Genomic DNA, 20,426 nt, shown 5'->3' with positions numbered 1-20,426 from the left:
GCCGGTCACCCGGCGGCGTCACGCCACCGGTCGGTTCGCATGCGCGCCATCCTGCCAGCGGTGGGCGGTACCGTCGTCGGCGGCCGACGCCCGTCTCCGGGGCGAGGCGAACTGGAGGACCCATGCACCCCTTCGACGCGATCACCGTCGACGACCTGCGCTCCGCCGGGGGCACCAAGTGGACGACGTTCCCGACGGCGATCGGCGCCTTCGTCGCCGAGATGGACTTCGGCATCCCGCCGCAGGTGGCGGCCGTCCTGCGCACCGCGGCGGACACCGGGGCGCTCGGGTACCTGCCCGGCGCCGACCGGGTCGCGACGGCGACGGCGTGCGCCGGCTGGCTGGCGCGGACCACGGGGTGGGAGGTCTCCCCCGGCCGGATCCACCTGCTGCCCGACGTCCTCTCGGCGCTGCGGCTGACCATCCGCCACTTCACCGAGCCGGGCTCGGCCGTCATCGTTCCCACGCCGGCGTACATGCCCTTCCTCACCGTCCCGCCGGCCGCGGGTCGGGAGGTCGTCGAGGTGCCCTCGCTGCGCGACGACGCCGGCCGGTACACCCTCGACCTCGCGGGCATCGACGCCGCCTTCGCCGCCGGCGCCCGGCTGCTCGTCCTGTGCAACCCGTGGAACCCCGTGGGGCGCGTCCTCGACCGGGCGGAGCTCCTCGCCCTCGCCGAGGTCGTCGAGCGGCACGGCGGGCGCGTGTTCTCCGACGAGATCCACGCCCCGCTCGTGCTCGACGACGTCCCGCACCTGCCCTACGCCGCGCTCGACGAACGGACGGCCGGGCACACGGTCACCGCCGTCGCCGCCTCGAAGGGGTGGAACATCCCGGGCCTCAAGTGCGGTCAGATGGTCCTGTCCAACGCCGATGACGCCGCCACCTTCGCCCCGTACGCCGTCGACGCCGGGGACAGCGTCGGGCTGCTCGGGGCGCGGGCGGCCGCCGCGGTCTACGCCGACGGCGGGGACTGGCTCGCCGACGTCGTCGGCTACCTGCGGGGCAACCGGGACGCCTTCGCCGAGCTGGTCGCCGAGCACCTGCCCGGCGCCCGCCTCTCCCCGCTCGAGGGCACGTACATCGCGTGGCTCGACTGCCGCGGCCTGGACCTCGGCGAGCCGGCGGCGGAGTTCTTCCGCCGGGAGGCCGGGGTGGCGGTCACGGACGGGAGCGCGTGCGGCGGCGCGGGCGAGGGCTTCGTCCGGTTCATCATCGCGACCCCCCGCCCGATCCTGCGGCGGGCGCTGGAGCAGATGGGAGAGGCGCTGCGCCGGAGGTGAGGCGCCGCGGCGAATCCTCGCGAACGCGGGTCAGTCGAGGATGGCGACGTTGTCGATCTCCGCGCTGCGGGCGTCCTCGCGCACCTTCACGAGGGCCGAGCGCACGTCGACCAGGGCCGCGGCGACGGCATCGACATCGCGCTGCAGCGCGGCGTCGAACTCGAGCTGCGCCTGGCGGGACTCCGTGGCGGTCGACCACGCGACGAGGATGGTCCGCACCTCCTGCCGCAGGGCCGTCACCTCGGCGAGGAGCTGGTCGTGCGCGGTCGTCATCGCCGTCTCGACGGCCTCGAGAGTGCCCTGGGAGACGACGAGCGTGGGGTCGCTCATCGCCCCGAGCCCATCCGGTCCTGCAGGGTGGTGTACCCCTGGCTGGACCTGTCCTCCGACGTTGCCGTGCGCTGGTCGACGGAGGCGAGCGATGCCGCGTACGCCGCCAGGCGCTCGGGGATCGCGCCCGCCGTCGTGAACCAGGCCTCGAGCGCCTCCGCGAGGCCGCCGGCGGCCGCTCCCCGGAACCCCGACGACGCGGCGCCCACCTCGGCGGCGAGGTCCTCCAGCAGCGCGGAGATCGTCGGCATGCGCTCATGGACGGACATGGCGGCGCGGGTCTGCGCGCCGATCTCCAGCTCCAGACTTTCTGACACCGGTATTCCCTCCTCGCCGACGACGACGGCCCTACTGTAGGGCTCGATCACCAGCGCCGGGCAACTAATCGCCATTCCTGAGGAGGAAACCCGTGCCCAGCTATGACTTCGCCGTCGACCTCGAAGCGATAGTGACCGCGGCGCAGAACATTGCCGATTCCATCCAGACGTTCAAGGACGACGACGTCGAGGACCTCGTCCCCACGTCGTCCGCGCTGGGTGAGGAGGAGGTCACGTCGGCCGTCGAGGAGTTCTCCTCTCGCTGGGAGGAGGGCGTCAACAACCTCATGCGGGACGTGGAGGAGATGTCGGGCCGGCTCGGCAAGGTCGCGATGAACTACGCCGAGTTCGACTCGGCCGGGTACGACACGCTCTCGGCGGTCGCGACGACCGTGCGGACCACCACGGGCGGTGCCCCGTGAGCGCGTTCGTCATCGACGGCGACCCCGGGGCCGTCCGCGCCCGCGCCGCCGTCATGGCGGAGAAGGGCACCGGTTTCCAGGCGGTCGCCGACTCCCTCGAGACGGTGACCACCGGCGGGTGGACCGGACGGGCCTCGGACCGCTTCCGCGACCGGTTCGACGCCGAGCCGCACCGGTGGCGCGAGGCGGGCGACGGGTGGGTGCGCGCCGCCCGGGCGCTGGAGACCTATGCCGACGCCCTGGCCCGCGCCCAGGAGCGCGCCGCATGGTGCGCCTCGGAGCACGACCGCGGAGAGGAGGTCACCTCCGAGGCGCGGAGCGCGTACGACAACGACGTCACCCAGGCGCGCCGGGAGGTCGCGGCGGCCCGTGCCTCCGGCGAGCTCGTCAACCTCACCATCCTGCCGTTCTCCGACCCGGGTCAGGCGGTGCGCAGCGGTGCTCGCGCCGAGTTCGCCGCCGCGAAGGCGGACCTCAAGGCCGCTGCCGGGGTGTGCGCCCACGAGGTGCGGCGGGGCTGCGACGCCGCCCCGCCGGAGCGGAACTGGTTCGAGAGCGGCCTGCGGTTCGTCGGTGGCGTCCTCGCGGGCGCCGGTGAGGCGCTGTGGGAGCTGGGCGAGATGGTCGTCAACCTGTCCCTGCGCCCGGTCTTCGACCTCGTGGACCTCGCCACCGGCAACCTCACGCCCGAGGAGCTCGCCGCGCGCAACCGCATGTCCATCGAGCAGGCCACGGCCATGCTCGGCGCCCTGCGCGACGACCCGCTCGCCTTCGGTACCGAGGTGGGCAAGGCCATGCTCGACTGGGACACGTGGGCGGACGACCCCGCCCGCGCCCTGGGCCGGCTCATCCCCGACCTCGTCGCCACGGTGGCCTCCGGCGGTGCGGGCGCCAGCGTGCGCGCGGTCCGCGGCCTCGACGCCCTGCACGACCTCTCCCTGCTCGACCGGCCCCTGCACGGCCTGCGGACGCTCAGCCCCGACGGCGTCGACCTCCAGACCCTCACCGGCCTCGACCGCCTCGACGACGGCGCGCTGCTCCGGCACGTCAACGGGCTGTCCCCCGACGACCAGGCCCGCCTCCTGCGCCGCGGCGCGGACTGGGACAGCCAGTCCATGGCCGACGTCTTCGGCCCGCACCGGTTCGACACCGACTACACGCGGCCCGACGTGGCCGGGTCCTGGCTTACCGGACCCCGCGTCGACGCGGACACGATCCCGGTCGATCGCCCGCTGGCCAACCTCCACAACAGCGATGCCGCCGGCTCGGGCTCGTACTGGACGGACCTGCCCGAGATGCTGCGCATGCGCTCCGAGGACAACGCGCTCGACCGGCTCGCCCTTCGCGACGAGTGGTACATGACCGGGCCCGAGTCCGGCTACACCTACGCGGCGCGCGACGAGATCACGGTGCGGGCGTTCCATGGCGGTGAGGACATGCGCATGCAGGTCGGAGCCCTCGGCCCGCAGCGCGCGGACGCCCCCGCGTGGGACGGTGCCGGCCACGATCTGCCCCTGCCGACGCACCGGCCCGACGGCACGCCCATCCCGGTGGAGCGCCCCGGCGGGGCCCAGCAGTACGTCGCCGGACTGGACCGCCCTGCCTACGACACCCCGGTCGAGAGCTGGACGGGGCCCGCGCCGTGGGCGCAGGTCGTGCCGGACGGCGTCTGGGGCGGCTTCGGCGCCGGTGCGCTCCTCGGCGGCGGGGGAAGCCTCGCCGCCGGGGCCGCCGCCGACACCACGGCGGGCGGTCGATGAGCCCATGGCGCGCGCGGCGCACGCGCCAGCCGTCAGCGGGCGAGAATGAGGACATGGCGGCGCACGAGGAGGGCGAGCGAGCCTTCGCGACGTGGGACGCCGCCGTCGCCGCCGTGCGTGGCCAGCTCGGCACGGAGAACGGTCAGTGGTTCATCGATGCCCTTGAGTGGCCCGTCCTGCGGGACGGCTCCCTCCACCGCGAGGGACCGGTGCCTCCCGCCGACGTCATCGCGCAGGTGCTCGAGCGACTCGGGGAGGGACAGCCACCAGCGGCGCTGCTGGACCAGGTGGTGGCGGCCGATGACGCGCTGCTGTCGGTCGCTGCACGACGGCGTGCCGGTACCGGTGAGCGTGAGCGGTTCTGGGCCAACGTCCGCCACCGGTCGCAGGCGCCGGAGCTCAGCCTCCTCCGCACCCTCCCCGAGGACCCCGCGCATCGTTACGTCCGCGACGAGCTGGAGCCGGTGAGCAGAGCGCTCGACGCCGTCGGCGTGCAACTCGGAACGGCGCAGGCGCTCGCTTCTCCACGCTGGTGGCCGGGCCGGGCGGCGACGCTCCGCCGCGAGCTCGCCCGGCTCACCGACCCGATGTCCCTGGCGGGGATTCACCGGACCCTCATGGAGGCGAGGAGACCGCCCGGCCGGGCGTGGTACGACGCCCTTGGGCGCGCCACGGAGCTGGAGCGCGGCGAGGGGGTCCCGCCGTTCGACCCGGTCGACTGGATCCTCTCCGCACTGCGGTACCGCATCGACGTGACGGACGATCTCGCGCCGAGCCGATGAGTGGCCTCTAGTCGCGCCTGGCCGGGGCGTTCGGGGCGGCACGGACGAGGGATGGGTACGAGCACGCGCCCGCGGGTGTACGAGTTCGCGCTGCCACTTCTCGACGCCGTTGTCGCCGGCGGAATAGGGGCCTCTCCCTTTCTCCGGGCGACGCGCGCATTTCCCGACGCACCAACCCCGCAGCCGTTTACGCTCGGCGGGTGCAAAGCAGCCGGAACAGCGCGGACGACACCTACCAGGCCTGGCACCGTCTCGGGACGAGCGACGCCACGCTCTCCGTCATCGACATTGCCCGTGACCTCGCCGCGCGGGCGCGGGACCGCTCACCGCTCGTGCGCGCGCTCGCCGCGGAGGACGTCTACCTCAGCCTCTCCGCGGAGGGCACCGTCGCCACCTCCCAGGCCGACGGGCGTGCCTACGTCCACGTGTTCTCCTCGCCCACCCGCTTGACCGCCTCCGTGCCCCGTGGTGAGTCGACGATGTCGATGAGCGCCGCGCCGCTCGCCGCCTTCGCGCGGCAGTGGCCCCCGGGCACCGGCGTGCGGCTCGACCCGGACACCGCGGTCGAGACCGTGCTCGAGCCCGAGGACGTCCGGCACGTCGCCGCCACGGCCGCCGGCATCCCGACCCCGGCGGCCCTGACCGCCGTCGAAGGCGAGGAGCTGCGCCTCGCCCGTGGGCCGGAGGCCGCGACCGACCTCGACCAGCGGGTCGTGGGCGTCGGGTTCGCGCGCCTGGTCCGGTTCACCGCCACGCTCGACGGCGCCGGAGGGCGCCTGTGGCCGGTGTACGTCGGGGAGAGCGACCTGCCCCCGAACGAGGCGGCGGCCCGGATCGACGACGCCGCGGGGGTGCCCGTCGTCGCCGTCGTCAACGGCGAGCCCGCGTGGGTCCTCGATGTGCTCAGGGCGGGGCTCGACGACGCCGTCACGTTGCGCTGACGGCTCCCGCTCCGGCCCCGCCGCGCGCCGCTCGGCGCGGGCGCCTCAGCGGCGGACGACGGGGTTGCTCAGCGTCCCGATGCCCTCGACCTCGATCTCGACGCGCTGCCCCGCTTCGATGGGCCCGACGCCGGCCGGCGTGCCGGTGAGGATGATGTCGCCGGGCAGCAGCGTGAAGATGCCCGAGACGTAGGAGATGAGCTCGGGGACCGAGAAGATCATCTGGCTCGTCCGCCCGTCCTGGCGCAGCTCGCCGTCCACGCGCGCCCGGACGGCGAGGTCGGAGACGTCGAGGTCCATGGCGAGGAACGGACCGAGCGGGCACGAGGTGTCGAAGCCCTTGGCCCGCGTCCACTGCCCGTCGGTCTTCTGCACGTCGCGCGCCGTGACGTCGTTGGCCACGGTGTAGCCGAAGATCACGTCGTCGGCCTTCTCCACCGGCACGTACTTGCACATGCGGGAGATGACGACGGCGAGCTCGGCCTCGTGGTGGACCTCGCGCGAGTACGGGGGAAGGACGATGGGGTCGTCGGGGCCGATGACGGACGTGTTCGGCTTGAGGAAGACCAGCGGCTCGGCCGGCACGTCGTTGCCCAGCTCGGCGGCGTGCTCGGCGTAGTTTCGGCCGATCCCGATGACCTTCGAGCGCGGGATGACCGGGGAGAGCAGGCGCACGTCGTCGAGGCGGACCCGCTGTCCGGTGGTCGTGATGGGCGAGTAGATGGGGTCCCCGCCGAGGACGACGAGGTCGGTGCTCCCGTCCTCCAGGACGCCGTACTGGGGGTTCTCGCCGGTGGTGAAACGTGCGATGCGCATGGTCCACACGGTAGCCCGCCTACGCTGGTCCGGTGGTCGAGACCTCCGCCGCACCCGCGCTCGCCGCCCCCGAGTGGGCCGGGCGCGAGCGCGCCCACGCCGCCCGCGCGGACGCGCTCACCGCCGGCCGCCGGGAGCGCCGCTCCCGCGGCACGACCGACCCGATCGAGGACTTCCTCTTCGAGTACTACCCCATCCGGCCCGGGGCGCTGCGGCGCTGGCACCCTGGCGCCGGCACCGCCCTCGCCGCGCCGGACGCGGACGACGCAGACGGCGACGGCGCCCAGGGCGCGGGCGACCTGTCGGACGACACGACCGACGGCGCCACGGACCTGCGTGCCCGCCTCGCCGAACGGGCCACCTGGCGCTGGTACCGCGACGACGACGGCCGGGTCGGCCTCGACGCCGCCGCCTTCCTCGCCGAGCGCGGGCCGGGCGTGCGGTGGATGCACGCCCTGCTCTCCCGCACGGCCGAGCGCCCCGCCCAGCTCGGCTGCCTCGGGCTGCACGAGTGGGCGATGGTCTACCGCCAGGACGCCCACCGGCACCCGCTGCCGCTGCGCCTGGGTCAGGAGGGCACGGACGCCGTCGTCGACGCGCACCCGGTGCGCTGCTCGCACCACGACGCCTTCCGCTTCTTCACCCCACCGGCCCGCCCGCTCAACCGCCTCCAGCCGGCCCGCGAGGACCAGCTCGAGCTCGACCAGCCCGGCTGCCTGCACGTGAACATGGACCTGGCCAAGGTGGCGTGGAAGCTCGGGCCGGCGTGCCCGGGCGAGCTGCTGCTCGACTGCTTCGAGCTGGCCCGGGACATCCGGCTCCTCGACATGCGCGCCAGCCCCTACGACGTCACCGGCCTCGGGCATTCCCCGGTCGCCATCGAGACGGCCGCCGGGCGGGCCGAGTACGTCGCCGCCCAGCGGGCCTTCGCCGAGCGCTCGGACCCCCTGCGCCGTCGCCTGCTCGCGGTGACGACAGCGCTCGTCGGAGCCGCGGGCGACGGCGACCCGCTCCCGCCGGGCTGAGCCGGGCACGGCTCCGCCGGGCACTGGCCCAGCGAAGCGCCGTCCGCGCCGCAGGCGCGCATGGCACCCTGAGCCCGTGACGAACGCGACATCCCGCATCACCGGCATCGACATCGCCCGCGGCCTGGCGGTGCTCGGCATGTTCGCGGCGCACCTCGGCCACGAGGTGAACGGCCGGCCGACGCCCACCTGGCTCGTCGTCGTCGACGGCCGCTCGGCGGCCACCTTCGCCGTGCTCGCCGGCCTCTCGGTCGCGCTCTTCACCGGCCGCCGCACGCCGCCGTCGGGCCCCGCCCTGCGCAACGCCCGCTGGCGCGTGGTCTCCCGCGCCGCGGTCATCCTCGTCATCGGCGCGTTCCTGTCGGCGCTGGGGACGCCCGTCGCCGTCATCCTCCCCTCCTACGCGGTGACGTTCCTCCTCCTCGTGCCGGCCCTGCGCGCCCCGCCGGTGGTGGCCGCCTACCTCGCGGCCGTCGCCGCCGTCGTCGGCCCCCTGCTCGTCGCGCTGGCGACGACGGCGCCGCCAGGAGAGCCGAACTGGCTGCTGCGGACCCTCGGCACGGACAGCGGGCTGATCCTCGACCTCTTCCTCACCGGCTACTACCCCGCCGTCGTGTGGATCGCCTACATGCTCCTCGGCCTCGCCGTCGGGCGCCTCGACCTCGGCGCGCTCCGGGTCCAGCTCGCCCTGGGCGCCACGGGCGTCGTCCTCGCGCTCGTCGGGTACCTCGGCTCGGACGCGCTGCTCGCCGCCCTCGGCCCGAACGCCTCCCCGCTGGCGCTGCGGCTCGCGCGCGCCGAGCCGCACGACGACTCCACCCTCGAGCTCGTCGGGAACTCCGGCGTGGCCCTCGCCGTCCTCGCGGCCTGCCTCCTCGTGACGACGGCGCCCGCGACCGCGCGCGTCGCCCGGGTGGTCCTCGACCCGCTCGCGAGCACCGGGGCGATGGCGCTGAGCGTGTACTCCTTCCACATCGTCGCCATCGCGATCCTCGGCAACGACGTCGTGTGGCGCACGGAGTCCAACGCGGTGCTCGGGTGGTTCATCGTCGTCACCCTGGTCCTCGCCACGGCCTGGCGGCACTGGCTCGGGCGCGGGCCGCTCGAGCGGCTCATGCGGGCGGTGAGCGTCGGGGCCGTGACCCCATCGGGCACACCGGCAGCCCCCCAGGGCAGCGCCGTCCCCCGCCCCTAGCCCGCCGCCGGGGCCGGACGTACCGTCCGCGTGAGGCAGGCCGCTGCCGCGGTCCGCCCGACCTTGCGAAGGGAGATCGCGATGAAGCGGATCATGCGGGCGCTGCTCACGCTGGCGCTCGGGCTGGTCTTTCTCGTCCCGGCCGGAGCCTCCGCCCACCCGGCGCCGTACTGCGGCATCGTCTGGGGCTCGCTCGCGAAGGCGGACCGGGACACGTCCGCGGGCGCGTCCATCACCAATGTCCGCACGGGCCGCCACGCCTGCTACGACCGGATGGTCGTCGACGTCCGCGGCGACGTCGAGGGGTACTCCGTCCGCTACGTCGACCAGGTGCGGGCCGAGGGCACCGGGAACGTCGTCCCGGTCCGCGGCGGCGCGCGGCTCGAGGTCGTGGCGAATGCCCCGACCTACAACGCGAACGGCGTGCCCACCTACCGCCCGGCGAACCCGCGGGAGCTGAGCAACGTCTCCGGCTTCTCGACGTTCCGGCAGATCGCGTCCGCGGGCAGCTTCGAGGGGCAGAGCACGTTCGCCCTGGGGGTGCGGGCCCGCCTGCCGTTCCGGGTGTTCATCCTCGACGGTCCGGGGACCGGCACGCGCCTCGTCGTGGACGTCGCCCACCGCTGGTAGTCGGGGGCTGTGCCCGCGTCAGATGTCGCGGGCGGACAGGACGCAGAACTCGTTGCCCTCGGGGTCGGCGAGGACCACCCAGGACACGTCCTCGCCCTGCCCGACGTCGGCGCGCGTGGCGCCCATGTCGAGGAGGCGCTGGACCTCGGCGGCCTGGTCGTCGTCGGGGCCCGGCGCCAGGTCCAGGTGGAGCCGGTTCTTCACCGTCTTCCCCTCGGGCACCGGGACGAACACCAGCCCCTGGCCCCGCTCCTGGGGCGGGGTCTCGCGGTAGGCGTCGGTGAAGGCGTGCGGCGGGATGAGGACGACCTCGTCCTCGGCCTCGTACGCCTTGGGCCACCCGAGCACCTGCGACCACCAGTCGGCCTGCGCGACGACGTCCTGGCAGTCGATGACGACGGAGTACCAACGGACCGGCATGTGAGCCTCCTCAAGGGCGCCGGTCACCCGCCGGCTGCGAGCAGTGAATCAGCGCACAGCGGGTCCTGTCACCCCACCCGCCGCCCGACGTCCGGCCCGTCGGTGCCGACGCGTACGCTCCGGGGCGTGGAGGTGGTCCTGGCCGAGGCCGACGACGGCGTGCAGGTGCACGTCCTAGGGACCGACCCGACGGGCACGCCCCCACCGGTCGAGGTCCTCTCGCGGGCGGACCTGCCGCGGCGGGCGCGCGCGCTCGAGGCGGCACGGCCCCGGTGGGTGTGGGCGGACACCGGCACGCTGTACCCGGGCCTCCTCGCGGCCGGCGTCCGGCTCGAGCGCTGCTACGACCTGCGCCTGTGCCAGACGATCCTCCAACGCGCCCTCGGCGGTGCGCCGCCCGAGAGGTGGCAGCCCGCGGAGGGGGCGGACCCCGGTGCCGCACCGACCCTGTTCGACTCGCTCACCCTGCCGCCGGGCGAGGTGCTCGCCGAGCACCGCCGCCAGCGCGCGGCGGTGGCCCAGGCCCCGGACCCGGGGCGGCTCGGCATGCTGCTCGCCGTGGAGTCGGCGGGGGCGCTGCTGGCCGCCGAGATGCGGCACGACGGCCTGCCCTGGAGCCGGGAGGCGCACGACCGCGTCCTCACCGACCTGCTCGGGCCGCGCCCCCACCACGGCGCCCCGCCGGCCGCCCTCGCCCGCCTGGCCGAGGAGCTGCGGGCCGCCCTCGACGCCCCGCGCCTCAACCCCGACTCCCCCGTCGAGCTCCTCCGGGCGCTGCGCGCCGCGGGGATCGACGTGCGGACCACACGGACGTGGGAGCTCCGCGAGGTCGACCACCCCGCGATCGCGCCGCTGCTCACGTACAAAAAGCTGGCGCGCCTCTACACCGCGAACGGCTGGGCCTGGGCCGACGCGTGGGTCCGGCCCGGCCCCCGCGGCCGGGACCGCCTCCAGCCGGACTACGTCCCGGGCGGGGTCGTCACGGGCCGCTGGGCCACCCGCGGGGGTGGTGCGCTGCAGCTGCCCAAGGCGGTCCGGTCCGCCGTCGTCGCCGACCCCGGGTGGTCGCTCGTCGTCGCGGACGCGGCGCAGCTCGAGCCGCGGGTGCTCGCCGCGATGTCCCGCGACGAGCGGATGGCGGCGGCCGGCCGGGGCACCGACCTCTACCAGGGCCTCGTCGACTCCGGCGTGGTCGACACCCGCTCCCACGCCAAGGTCGCCATGCTCGGCGCGCTCTACGGGGCGACGACGGGTGAGGCGGGCGACCTGGTGCCGCGCCTGCGGCGGGCCTTCCCGCGAGCGCTGGGCGCCGTCGAGGAGGCGGCCCGCGCGGGCGAGGCGGGCAAGGTGGTCCGCACCTGGCTCGGGCGGACCTCGCCGCCCCCGCCGGAGTCGTGGCACGAGGTCCAGCGCCGCGCGAGCGAGCCGGACGCGACCGACGTCGACCGCCGTCGGGCCGGGCGCTCGGCCCGGGACTGGGGCCGCTTCACCCGCAACTTCGTCGTCCAGGGGACGGCCGCCGAGTGGGCGTTGTGCTGGATGGCGGACCTGCGCGGGCGGCTGCGGGCGCTCACGCCGGACGACGGCGGTACGGATGACGCCGGTACGGGTGACGGCGGTACCGGTGACGGCGGTACCGGTGACGGCGGGGCCGCCACCGGGCCGCACCTCGCGTTCTTCCTCCACGACGAGGTCATCGTCCACACGCCCAGCGTCCTCGCCGACGACGTCGCCGCCGCGGTGCGCGAGGCGGCCGCGAGCGCCGGGCGTCTGCTCTTCGGGACCTTCCCCGTCGACTTCCCGCTCGAGGTCCACGTCACCCAGAGCTACGGCGACGCCGACGCCGTCCGGCCGCCCCCGGGGGAGGCCCCGCCCACCTAGGCCGTGGCGGGCGGGATCGGTCCGAAGATCGGTTGGACGTCGGCCATCTCGATCTCCGCCGTGGCCTGGATCAGGGCGAGCAGCTCGGGGTCGAGCCCCGGGGAGAACTCCTCGAAGCGCTCCTCGGCGATCGTGATGGGCACCCCGGCCGGCGCCTGCTCGGTGAGGTCCAGCTCGGTGCCGTCCTTCGACGGCGACATCCCCTGGAAGATGCGGCCGGCCTCCGAGGCGGCGGTGAGGTCGAACGAGTACTGCTTGCTCTGCAGCCCCAGGTCGAGGAGCTTCTTGACCTCAGGGAACTGCTCGGCGTTGGTCTTCGGGATGGGAAGCACCTTGCCCCAGTCCACCCCGAGGGTCTCCAGCGCCCGCGCGTAGGCGTTCTCGTGCGCCTGGTCCCGGACGATGAGGTAGGCGACGGTCGACCGAGCGGTCTTGTTCGCCGTCATCTCGTAGATCCGGCACTTCTGCAGGCGCCCCGTGGACTCGAGCATGAGGTTGTAGAGCAGGTCGAGCACGAGGTTGCCCGAGTTGTACACGTAGCTGCCGCTCCAGGGGTTGCCCGCGGCGTCGACCGGCAGCGCCCCCTGGGAGGCGACGAGGTAGTGGTGGATGTTGCTCGTGTCCAGAGCGATGCTCAGGGGCGTCGCTCCCTTGGCGCCCGGCGTGTCGAGCGGGTCGGTCTTCTTCCCCTGGTACCGGGGCGAGCCGTCGAGCAGCCGCGCGATGGTCGTGCCGATCAGCTCGACGTGGCTGATCTCCTCCGTGCCGATGCCCTGGAGCAGGTCGCGGTACGGCTTCCCGTCCGGCCCACGGAAGTTAATGCTCTGGAAGAGGTACTGCATCATCGTCCGCATCTCGCCGAACTGGCCGCCGAGGCCTTCCTGCAGGGCGTTCGCCGCTGCCGGGTCCGGCTCGTCGGGGACGATCTCGTTGATGAGTCGCTGTACGTGCAGGTACATGGGTCCTCCGTCGGACATGCGTTGTCGTTGCGGCGTAACGCTGCGTCGCTGTGACCTAGACCACTCGGGCATCGCTCACGATGCCGGACGCGGACCAGGTGTGCACGTCGAACCCCGCTCCCCAGACGTCGTCCTCGTGGGCGCGTGCCGCCGTCGGTGTCCCCTGCCAGACTCGGCGGCGTGCTGCTCACCGAGCTCGCCGAGCACGTCCCCGACGCCGGCGGGCTCGCCCGCGACCCCGGCGCCGCCGCGGGGCCGCACCTCGCGTTCTTCCTCCACGACGAGGTCATCGTCCACACACCCACCCCTCTCGCCGCGGAGGTCGCGACCGCCGTTCGCGAGGCGGCCGCGAGCGCGGGCCGGCTGCTCTTCGGCACGTTCCCCGTCGACTTCCCGCTCGAGGTGGAGGTCGTCACCAGCTACGGCGCCACCGGCTGAGGCGTCGGCGCGACGGCGCGCCGCGCCGATTCGCCGTGCGCTGCCTACGCTGGGCGCACCCGCTCGTCCGCCTGAGGAGTGAGCATGAACCCGTCGATCAGCGTCCTCTTCCGAGCGATACCCCTCGCGATGGGCGCGGTCTGCCTCGCGTTCGGGCTCTACGTCCTGTCCGGGGGCGACGACGCCGCCCACTTCGTGGCGGGGCACGTCAACATCGGCCTCACGGCCATCTGCATCGCGCTGTTCACGACCGCCGCGACGATCATCCGCCAGCTCATCCACCGGTACGGCCGCGTGTGGGAGATCGCGCTGCCTGCCCTCGGCTACTCCGTCGCGGCGGCGACGGTGATCTGGGGCATCACGATCATCGGGCGCGGGAGCGAGCCGCAGTTCGTCGTCGCGGGCCACGTGCTGCTCGGGATCGGTTTCATCGCCGCGTGCGTGAGCACGGTGGCGACCGCATCGACGAAGTTCTCCCTCATCCGCGCCGCCGCGGCGCGCCCGGCCGGCGGTGGGCCACCCGACGGCGCCTACTCCCGGGGGGTGGCGACCGTGCTGGTCGCGATCCCCGCCGTGCTCGCCGTCACGGGCGTGGTGATCGCCGTGACGCTGTTCGCGCAGGGCGGCACCCGCGCGCTGGTGGCGGGCCACGTGCTGCTCGGGCTGTCCCTCATCTGCTCTGCGCTCGTGGCCCTGGTGGCGAGCATCGTGCGCCAGGTCCGCAACGAGTTCGGCGACCGTGAACGCTTCCGCTGGACCTGGTGGGTGGTGGCGATGGGGACGACCAACGCCGTCCTCGGCCTCGTCGTCCTCCTCAGCTCCGACGACCCGGCGCGGCTGGCACCCGGCACGGTCCTCATCGGCCTGGGCCTCATCTGCTTCAGCATCCTGTCCAAGGTCGTCCTGCTCGCGCTCGTCTGGCGCCGCGCGTTCGCCCTGGCGAACCGGATCCCGATCATCCCGGTCGGCACCGCGCTGGCGTGCCTGTTCTTCGCCGCCTTCCTCTTCGAGGCGACGACGGATCAGCCGGGGTTCTTCGTCGGCGCGCACGTGCTCGTCGGCCTCGGTGCCGTCTGCTTCACCCTCTTCTCCATCGTCTCCATCCTCGAGGCCGGTACGTCGACGTCGTAGCGCGCCGGTGTCGGTGCCGCCTGCCAGACTCGGGCCCGTGCTGCTCACCGAGCTCGCCGAGACCTCCGCCGCCCTCGCGGCCACCCGCTCGCGCCTGGAGAAGCGAGCCCTGCTCGCGGCCGCGCTGCGTGCGGCGGAGCCGGAGGAGGTCGAGGTCGTCGCGACGTACCTCTCGGGCCAGGTCCGCCAGCGGCGCACCGGCATCGGCTGGCGCACCCTCGCCGCCGCACGGGAGCCCGCCGCCACACCCACCCTCACCGCGCTGGGTGTGGACCAGGCGCTGGAGGAGATCGCGGCGCTCACCGGGCCCGGCTCGCAGGCGGCCCGAGCCGCCGCCGTCGCCGCCCTGCTCGGAACCGCGACCGCCACCGAGCAGCACTTCCTTGCGGGGCTCATCTCCGGAGAGCTGCGCCAGGGGGCGCTCGACTCCCTCCTCCTCGACGCCATCGCCGAGGCCGCCGACGTCCCGGTGGCAGCGGTGCGCCGGGCGGCGATGTTCAGCGCCGAGTCCGGGCCCGTCGCTCGCGCCGCTCTCACCGGCGGTGCTGAGGCGCTCGCCGCCGTGGGTCCCGAGGTCGGCCGGCCGGTGCGGCCCATGCTCGCCTCCAGCGCCCCGACGGTCGCCGAGGCGCTGGCGACGATGCCCGGGCCGGTCGCCGTCGACACCAAGGTGGACGGGATCCGGATCCAGGTGCATCGCCGCGGCGACGAGGTCCGCATCTTCACCCGCTCCCTCGACGACATCACCGACCGGCTGCCCGAGGTGGTCGACGTCGTCCGCGCGCTCGACGTCGACACCGTCGTACTCGACGGTGAGGCCGTCGCCCTCGACCCCGACGGGCGGCCGCGCCCGTTCCAGGTGACCGGCTCGCGCACGGCCAGCCGCGACACTGCGGCGCTCCGGGAGAAGGTTCCGCTCACCGTGTACTTCTTCGACCTGCTCCACCTCGACGGCGCCGACCTCCTCGACCGCCCCGCCGCCGAGCGGTTCGCGGCCCTCGACGGCGTCGTCCCGGCGTCGGCGACCGTGCCACGGCGGGTGAGCACCGACGTCGCGGAGGTCGAGGCCTTCTTTGCCGACGTGCTCGCCCGTGGCCACGAGGGCGTCGTCGTCAAGGACCTCAGCGCCACCTACGACGCCGGGCGGCGCGGCGCGGCGTGGGTCAAGGTGAAGCCCCGGCACACGCTTGACCTCGTCGTCCTCGCCGTGGAGTGGGGCAGCGGCCGCCGGCAGGGGACCCTGTCGAACATCCACCTCGGCGCCCGCGACGGGGACGGCTTCGTCATGCTGGGCAAGACCTTCAAGGGGATGACCGACGAGATGCTCGCGTGGCAGACCCAGCGCTTCCTCGCCCTCGAGACCCACCGCGACGGGCACGTCGTCCACGTCCGCCCCGAGCAGGTGGTCGAGGTCGCCTTCGACGGCCTCCAGCACTCCACCCGCTACCCCGGCGGGCTGGCCCTGCGCTTCGCCCGCGTCCTGCGCTACCGGGAGGACAAGAGCGCCGCCGAGGCGGACACGATCGACGCCGTGCGCGCCTTGGCAGGATGAGGTCATGACCCTCGACGAGCAGCGCCGGCTCATGCGCTCCGGCGCCGTGTACAACGACCTCACCGACGAGCTCGTCCAGGCCCGCGAGCGGACAGTGCTCGCCACCGACCGGTACAACGCCAGCTTCGGCCAGCCCGCCGAGGTCCGCGAGGCGATCCTCGGCCAGCTGTTCGCGCGCGTCGGGTCGCGCGTCCACTTCGAGCCGACCCTGCGCTGCGAGTTCGGCTTCCACGTCACGGTCGGCGACGACGTCTACGCGAACTTCGACTGCGTCCTGCTCGACGGCGGCGGCATCACCCTCGGCAACCGCGTCCTCCTCGGTCCCCGCGTCGGCATCTACACGACCAACCATGTGCTCGACCCCCGCGAGCGCGCCGCCGGCGCCTGCTACGCCAAGCCCGTCGTCCTCGGCGACGACGTGTGGGTCGGTGGCGGCGTCACCATCAACCCCGGCGTGACGATCGGGGACGGGGCGGTCATCGGCTCCGGGAGCGTCGTCACCCGCTCGGTCCCACCGAACGTCGTGGCCGCCGGGGTGCCCGCCCGCGTGCTGCGCCCGATCACCGACGCGGACCGCACCGGCTACCTCGACGCGTAGCCCTGCCGGTGGGGGCGTCAGCCCGCTCTGCGAGACTGGGCCGGTGACCACCTCGGCGCACGACCTCAACACCCTCCTCGACCGCCTCGAGGACGCCGCCGACGACGGCACGCCCGACCCGGACGACGTCTACACCGCCTTCGCCGCCTGGGCGGAGGAGGCTGGCCGGCCGCTCTACCCGCACCAGGACGAGGCGCTCCTGGAGATCCTCACCGGCGCCCACGTCATCGTCTCCACCCCCACCGGCTCGGGGAAGTCGCTCATCGCGCAGGCCGCCCACACCGCCGCCCTCGCCCGCGGCGAGCGCACCTACTACACCGCCCCGCTCAAGGCCCTCGTCAGCGAGAAGTTCTTCGAGCTCGTCGACCTCTTCGGCTCGGTGAACGTCGGGATGGTCACCGGCGACTCCGCCATCAACCCCGACGCCCCGATCATCTGCTGCACCGCGGAGATCCTCGCCAACCAGGCCCTGCGCGAGGGGGCCGCGCTCGACGCCGGCGTCGTCGTCATGGACGAGTTCCACTTCTACGCCGACCCCCAGCGCGGCTGGGCGTGGCAGGTCCCGCTGCTCGAGCTGCCACGGACCCAGTTCGTCCTGCTCAGCGCCACGCTGGGGGACGTCTCCTTCTTCCGCGACGACCTCATCCGCCGCACCGGCCGGGCGGTCGCCGTCATCGACGACGCCGAGCGGCCCGTCCCGCTGAGCTACGCCTACTCGGTCGAGCCCATCCAGGACGTCCTCATGGAGCTGGTGGGCACGCACCGCTCCCCCGTCTACGTCGTCCACTTCGCGCAGAAGGACGCCGTCGAGCGCGCCCAGTCCCTCACCTCGGTCCAGCTGCTCCCGCGCGAGAAGCGCGACGCCATCGCCGCGGCGATCGGCGACTTCCGCTTCGGCCCCGGGTTCGGCGCCACGCTGTCGAGGCTCCTGCGCGCCGGGATCGGCGTGCACCACGCCGGCATGCTGCCCCGCTACCGCCGCCTCGTCGAGCGCCTCACCCAGGCCGGCGTGCTCGCCGTCGTCTGCGGGACCGACACCCTCGGCGTCGGGATCAACGTGCCGATCCGCACCGTCGTCTTCACGTCGCTGACGAAGTACGACGGCGAGCGCTCGCGTCACCTGTCCGCGCGGGAGTTCCACCAGATCGCCGGGCGGGCGGGCCGAGCGGGGTTCGACACCACCGGTGAGGTCATCGTCCAGGCGCCGGACCACGTCATCGAGAACGCGAAGTCCCTGGCCAAGGCGGGCGACGACGAGCGCAAGCGCCGCAAGATCGTGCGGAAGAAGGCGCCCAGCGGCCTCGTCAACTGGACGGACAAGACCTTCGAGCGGCTGCGTGACGCCGCCCCGGAGCCGCTGACCAGCCAGTTCCGGGTCACCCACACCATGGTGCTGTCGGTCCTCGCCCGCCCGGGCGACCCCGTCGCCGCGATGTACCGCCTCCTCACCGACAACCACGAGCCGCCGACCGAGCGCAACTCCCACGTGCGCCGGGCCGTGGAGATCTACCGGTCGCTGCGCTCGGGGGGCGTCGTCGAGCACGCCGACGCCGCGTGGCGCCGCGCGCACCCGGGCGACCCGTACGTCCGCCTCACCGTCGACCTCCCCCGCGACTTCGCGCTCAACCAGCCGCTGTCGCCGTTCGCGCTGGCCGCGATCGAGCTGCTCGACGCCGACTCCCCCGACTTCCCCCTCGACGTCGTCTCCGTCATCGAGGCGACGCTGGAGGACCCGCGGCCGGTGCTCTACGCCCAGCAGCGCGCCGCCCGCGGCGAGGCGATCGGGGCGATGAAGGCCGAGGGCATGGAGTACGAGGAGCGGATGGCGGCGCTCGACGACGTCACCTGGCCACGACCCCTCGCCGAGCTCCTCGAGGCGGCGCTGCGGACCTACTCCCAGACCAACCCCTGGGTCGCCGACTACGAGATCAAGCCCAAGGCCGTGGTGCGCGAGATGGTGGAGAACGCCATGACGTTCACCGACCTCGTCTCGCGGTACCAGCTGGGCCGCAGCGAGGGCGTCGTCCTGCGCTACCTCACCGACGCCTACCGGGCCCTGCGCCAGGTGGTCCCGGACCACGCCCGCACCCCCGAGGTCGACGCGATCATCGTGTGGCTGGGCGACCTCGTCCGCGCCGTCGACTCCTCGCTCCTCGACGAGTGGGAGTCGCTCTCCGGCGCCGCGTCGACGACGTCGGGCGAGGACGACGCGCCGCTCGCCGAGCGCCGGTTCGGCGAGGGTGAGGACGGCACGCTCGCCCTCACCCAGAACCGGCACGCCTTCCGCCGCGCCGTGCGCAACGCCCTGTTCCGGCGGGTCGACATGCTCGCGCGGGAGGCGTACGACGCCCTCGGCCACGTCGACGGCGACAGCGGGTGGGACCGTGACCGGTGGGCCGCGACCATGGAGCCCTACTGGACCGAGTACGACTGGCTGGGCACGGGCCCGGAGGCGCGGTCGGCGGCGCTGGTGAGCATCGTCGAGCGGCCGGGCCCGGACGAGCTCGCCGTCCTCGGCGTGACCGATGACGACGTCGTCGCCCGCGCCGGGGCGGGGCGCGTGTGGCTCGCGCGGCAGACCTTCGACGACGGCCGCGGCGAGCACGACTGGGGGCTCAGCGCGCTCATCGACCTCGACGCCTCCGACGCGACGCTCGCGCCGGTCGTGCGGGTGCTCGCGGTGGGCCCGCGGTGAGCCCGCCGTGAGCCGCAAGGCCCCGAGGGGCACGCCGGCGCTCCTCGCGCTCGAGGCCGCCGGCGTCGCCCACACCGTGCGGGCGTACGAGCACGACCCGCGCAGCGGCCTGTCCTACGGGGCGGAGGCGGCCGCCGCGCTCGGCGTGGAGCCCGCGCGGGTGCTCAAGACGCTCGTGGCCGACGTCGATGGCCAGCTCGTGGTCGCCGTCGTCCCGGTCACCGGTGAGCTGGACCTCAAGGCCCTGGCCGCCGCGGTCGGCGGGAAGCGGGCGACGATGGCCGAGCCCGGCGTCGCCGAGCGGGCGACGGGGTACGTCATCGGTGGCATCTCGCCGCTCGGGCAGCGGCAGCGGCTCAGCGCCGTCGTCGACTCCACCGCCACCGCGCACGCGACGGTACTGGTCAGCGCGGGCCGGCGCGGGCTGGACGTCGAGCTCTCCCCCGCGGACCTGGTCGCGCTCACCGGGGCGACGACCGCCCGGATCGGCCGGCCGTGATGCTCACCGCCACCCCACCCCCTTCCCTCTCCCTGGCTGCCCCCTCCCTCGTGATCGTGCAGAAGCGCCGGGGGACGCGATGAGGCGCGCGCCCCGCTCGGGCGAGGCTCCCCGCGTGCCCGAGCCCGACGTCGCCACGCACCTCGAGCCCGGCGACCCCGCCGAGCTGCGGTCGGCCACCGTCAGCGGGGTCGACCTGTTCGGCGCGGACCTCACCGGCTCCGCGCTCGACGAGGCGCAGGTCGAGGGCTCCTCGCTCGCGGGCGCCCGGGCCGCCGGCGCGCAGTGGCACCGCACCACGCTCGTCGACTGCCGCCTCGACGGGGCGGACCTGGCCAACCTCCACGCCGAGGAGCTTGCCCTCATGCGGTGCAGCCTGCGCGAGGTCCGGCTCACCGGCGCCCAGCTCGCCGGCGCGCGCCTGCGGTCGGTGCTCGTCGAGAGTGCCCAGGCGGCGCTGACGAACTGGCACGGCGCGCGCCTGACGTCGACGGTCCTGCGCGGGGTCGACCTCTCGGAGGCGGACTTCACCGGTGCCCGGCTCACTGACGTGCTCCTCGAGGACTGCACCCTCACCCGCGCGACGCTGGACGGCATGCGGTGCGAGAACGTCCACGTCCGCGGCTGCCGCCTCGACGGCATCTCCGGCGTGACGGCGCTGCGCGGGGCACGGCTCTCCCCCGACGACGCGCAGGGGCTGCTCCCGGCGATGGCGCGGGAGCTCGGGATCACGATCGGCGGGTGAGGCTCGC

The 20,426-nt window shown here is 74.3% G+C and carries 20 protein-coding genes and 1 pseudogene; 16 read left to right on the top strand and 5 right to left on the bottom strand.

Annotated elements, in window-relative coordinates; all coding sequences use genetic code 11:
* The first annotated feature begins 122 nt into the window (after positions 1–122).
* On the top strand, positions 123–1,283 hold the full coding sequence (locus EBO36_RS04145; RefSeq protein ID WP_122823499.1) for a MalY/PatB family protein: 1,161 nt from the start codon (positions 123–125) through the stop codon (positions 1,281–1,283).
* Between the two features lie 30 nt (positions 1,284–1,313).
* On the opposite strand, the gene EBO36_RS04140 is transcribed toward EBO36_RS04145, so the two are convergent.
* Both EBO36_RS04140 and EBO36_RS04135 read right to left on the bottom strand, forming a co-directional pair.
* The gene (locus EBO36_RS04140; RefSeq protein WP_122823498.1) at positions 1,314–1,613 is read right to left on the bottom strand and encodes a hypothetical protein; all 300 of its coding nucleotides are present in this window, start codon (positions 1,611–1,613) and stop codon (positions 1,314–1,316) included.
* The gene (locus EBO36_RS04135) at positions 1,610–1,981 is read right to left on the bottom strand and encodes a hypothetical protein (RefSeq protein WP_122823497.1); all 372 of its coding nucleotides are present in this window, start codon (positions 1,979–1,981) and stop codon (positions 1,610–1,612) included. Before EBO36_RS04135 ends, EBO36_RS04140 begins: the two co-directional genes overlap by 4 nt.
* A 41-nt stretch (positions 1,982–2,022) precedes the next feature.
* Between EBO36_RS04135 and EBO36_RS04130 the strand changes: the two genes are divergently transcribed.
* From EBO36_RS04130 to EBO36_RS04115, 4 genes are all read left to right on the top strand, one after another.
* A complete protein-coding gene (locus tag EBO36_RS04130) occupies positions 2,023–2,352 on the top strand; it encodes a WXG100 family type VII secretion target (RefSeq protein WP_122823496.1) in 330 nt (109 codons plus the stop codon).
* Complete coding sequence (locus EBO36_RS04125; protein ID WP_122823495.1) at positions 2,349–4,112, top strand: putative T7SS-secreted protein; 1,764 nt, start codon at positions 2,349–2,351, stop codon at positions 4,110–4,112. Before EBO36_RS04130 ends, EBO36_RS04125 begins: the two co-directional genes overlap by 4 nt.
* A 53-nt stretch (positions 4,113–4,165) precedes the next feature.
* Entirely contained in the window at positions 4,166–4,894 is a 729-nt protein-coding gene (locus EBO36_RS04120; RefSeq protein ID WP_122823494.1) for a hypothetical protein, read from the top strand.
* 200 nt (positions 4,895–5,094) lie between these two features.
* Positions 5,095–5,835, top strand: a complete 741-nt coding sequence (locus EBO36_RS04115; protein WP_164471335.1) for an SseB family protein — start codon at positions 5,095–5,097, stop codon at positions 5,833–5,835.
* Positions 5,836–5,880: 45 nt separating this feature from the next.
* Here the strand turns inward: EBO36_RS04115 and EBO36_RS04110 are convergent, their stop codons facing one another.
* Positions 5,881–6,651 carry a fumarylacetoacetate hydrolase family protein gene (locus tag EBO36_RS04110; protein WP_122825437.1) on the bottom strand — a complete coding sequence of 257 codons (771 nt, stop codon included), beginning with the start codon at positions 6,649–6,651 and terminating at the stop codon, positions 5,881–5,883.
* A gap of 32 nt (positions 6,652–6,683) precedes the next feature.
* Between EBO36_RS04110 and EBO36_RS04105 the strand changes: the two genes are divergently transcribed.
* The 3 genes from EBO36_RS04105 (at position 6,684) to EBO36_RS04095 (ending at position 9,501) form a co-directional block, all read left to right on the top strand.
* Positions 6,684–7,676, top strand: coding sequence for a 3-methyladenine DNA glycosylase (locus EBO36_RS04105; protein ID WP_122823492.1), 993 nt, complete (start codon positions 6,684–6,686; stop codon positions 7,674–7,676).
* A gap of 76 nt (positions 7,677–7,752) precedes the next feature.
* The gene (locus EBO36_RS04100) at positions 7,753–8,871 is read left to right on the top strand and encodes a heparan-alpha-glucosaminide N-acetyltransferase domain-containing protein (RefSeq protein WP_122823491.1); all 1,119 of its coding nucleotides are present in this window, start codon (positions 7,753–7,755) and stop codon (positions 8,869–8,871) included.
* 81 nt (positions 8,872–8,952) lie between these two features.
* Positions 8,953–9,501, top strand: coding sequence for an AMIN-like domain-containing (lipo)protein (locus tag EBO36_RS04095; protein ID WP_122823490.1), 549 nt, complete (start codon positions 8,953–8,955; stop codon positions 9,499–9,501).
* An 18-nt stretch (positions 9,502–9,519) separates the two neighbouring features.
* Here the strand turns inward: EBO36_RS04095 and EBO36_RS04090 are convergent, their stop codons facing one another.
* The gene (locus EBO36_RS04090) at positions 9,520–9,921 is read right to left on the bottom strand and encodes a VOC family protein (protein WP_122823489.1); all 402 of its coding nucleotides are present in this window, start codon (positions 9,919–9,921) and stop codon (positions 9,520–9,522) included.
* A gap of 126 nt (positions 9,922–10,047) precedes the next feature.
* Between EBO36_RS04090 and EBO36_RS04085 the strand changes: the two genes are divergently transcribed.
* Positions 10,048–11,802 carry a bifunctional 3'-5' exonuclease/DNA polymerase gene (locus tag EBO36_RS04085; protein WP_122823488.1) on the top strand — a complete coding sequence of 585 codons (1,755 nt, stop codon included), beginning with the start codon at positions 10,048–10,050 and terminating at the stop codon, positions 11,800–11,802.
* Here the strand turns inward: EBO36_RS04085 and EBO36_RS04080 are convergent.
* On the bottom strand, positions 11,799–12,761 hold the full coding sequence (locus EBO36_RS04080; RefSeq protein ID WP_122823487.1) for a manganese catalase family protein: 963 nt from the start codon (positions 12,759–12,761) through the stop codon (positions 11,799–11,801). The two genes, EBO36_RS04085 and EBO36_RS04080, sit on opposite strands and share 4 nt — an antisense overlap.
* A gap of 255 nt (positions 12,762–13,016) precedes the next feature.
* Here EBO36_RS04080 and EBO36_RS04075 point away from each other — a divergent pair.
* From EBO36_RS04075 to EBO36_RS04045, 7 genes and pseudogenes are all read left to right on the top strand, one after another.
* Positions 13,017–13,199 (top strand): annotated as a pseudogene (locus EBO36_RS04075) (bifunctional 3'-5' exonuclease/DNA polymerase); the annotation flags it as partial.
* Positions 13,200–13,283: 84 nt separating this feature from the next.
* Complete coding sequence (locus EBO36_RS04070) at positions 13,284–14,330, top strand: DUF2776 family protein (RefSeq protein WP_122823486.1); 1,047 nt, start codon at positions 13,284–13,286, stop codon at positions 14,328–14,330.
* A gap of 37 nt (positions 14,331–14,367) precedes the next feature.
* On the top strand, positions 14,368–15,882 hold the full coding sequence (locus EBO36_RS04065) for an ATP-dependent DNA ligase (RefSeq protein ID WP_122823485.1): 1,515 nt from the start codon (positions 14,368–14,370) through the stop codon (positions 15,880–15,882).
* Positions 15,883–15,886: 4 nt separating this feature from the next.
* Positions 15,887–16,480 (top strand): sugar O-acetyltransferase, encoded by a 594-nt coding sequence (locus EBO36_RS15870; RefSeq protein ID WP_122823484.1) that lies wholly within the window; start codon positions 15,887–15,889, stop codon positions 16,478–16,480.
* A 43-nt stretch (positions 16,481–16,523) separates the two neighbouring features.
* Positions 16,524–19,175 (top strand): DEAD/DEAH box helicase, encoded by a 2,652-nt coding sequence (locus EBO36_RS04055; protein WP_122823483.1) that lies wholly within the window; start codon positions 16,524–16,526, stop codon positions 19,173–19,175.
* A 7-nt stretch (positions 19,176–19,182) separates the two neighbouring features.
* Complete coding sequence (ybaK, locus tag EBO36_RS04050; protein ID WP_122823482.1) at positions 19,183–19,674, top strand: Cys-tRNA(Pro) deacylase; 492 nt, start codon at positions 19,183–19,185, stop codon at positions 19,672–19,674.
* 115 nt (positions 19,675–19,789) lie between these two features.
* Positions 19,790–20,419: a pentapeptide repeat-containing protein gene (locus EBO36_RS04045; RefSeq protein WP_164471334.1), complete on the top strand. Its 630-nt coding sequence runs from the start codon at positions 19,790–19,792 to the stop codon at positions 20,417–20,419.
* Positions 20,420–20,426: the final 7 nt, after the last annotated feature.

Source organism: Georgenia faecalis, assembly GCF_003710105.1.
Taxonomy (GTDB): domain Bacteria; phylum Actinomycetota; class Actinomycetes; order Actinomycetales; family Actinomycetaceae; genus Georgenia_A; species Georgenia_A faecalis.
This window is presented reverse-complemented; position numbering and strand designations above follow the sequence as displayed.

Excerpts from the sequence above, each read along its gene's own strand:
- EBO36_RS04145 (WP_122823499.1), top strand. The coding sequence starts at position 123 with ATGCACCCCTTCGACGCGATCACCGTCGACGACCTGCGCTCCGCCGGG.
- EBO36_RS04140 (WP_122823498.1), bottom strand. The coding sequence starts at position 1,613 with ATGAGCGACCCCACGCTCGTCGTCTCCCAGGGCACTCTCGAGGCCGTC.
- EBO36_RS04120 (WP_122823494.1), top strand. The coding sequence starts at position 4,166 with ATGGCGGCGCACGAGGAGGGCGAGCGAGCCTTCGCGACGTGGGACGCC.
- EBO36_RS04110 (WP_122825437.1), bottom strand. The coding sequence starts at position 6,651 with ATGCGCATCGCACGTTTCACCACCGGCGAGAACCCCCAGTACGGCGTC.
- EBO36_RS04095 (WP_122823490.1), top strand. The coding sequence starts at position 8,953 with ATGAAGCGGATCATGCGGGCGCTGCTCACGCTGGCGCTCGGGCTGGTC.
- EBO36_RS04090 (WP_122823489.1), bottom strand. The coding sequence starts at position 9,921 with ATGCCGGTCCGTTGGTACTCCGTCGTCATCGACTGCCAGGACGTCGTC.
- EBO36_RS04080 (WP_122823487.1), bottom strand. The coding sequence starts at position 12,761 with ATGTACCTGCACGTACAGCGACTCATCAACGAGATCGTCCCCGACGAG.
- EBO36_RS04070 (WP_122823486.1), top strand. The coding sequence starts at position 13,284 with ATGAACCCGTCGATCAGCGTCCTCTTCCGAGCGATACCCCTCGCGATG.
- EBO36_RS15870 (WP_122823484.1), top strand. The coding sequence starts at position 15,887 with ATGACCCTCGACGAGCAGCGCCGGCTCATGCGCTCCGGCGCCGTGTAC.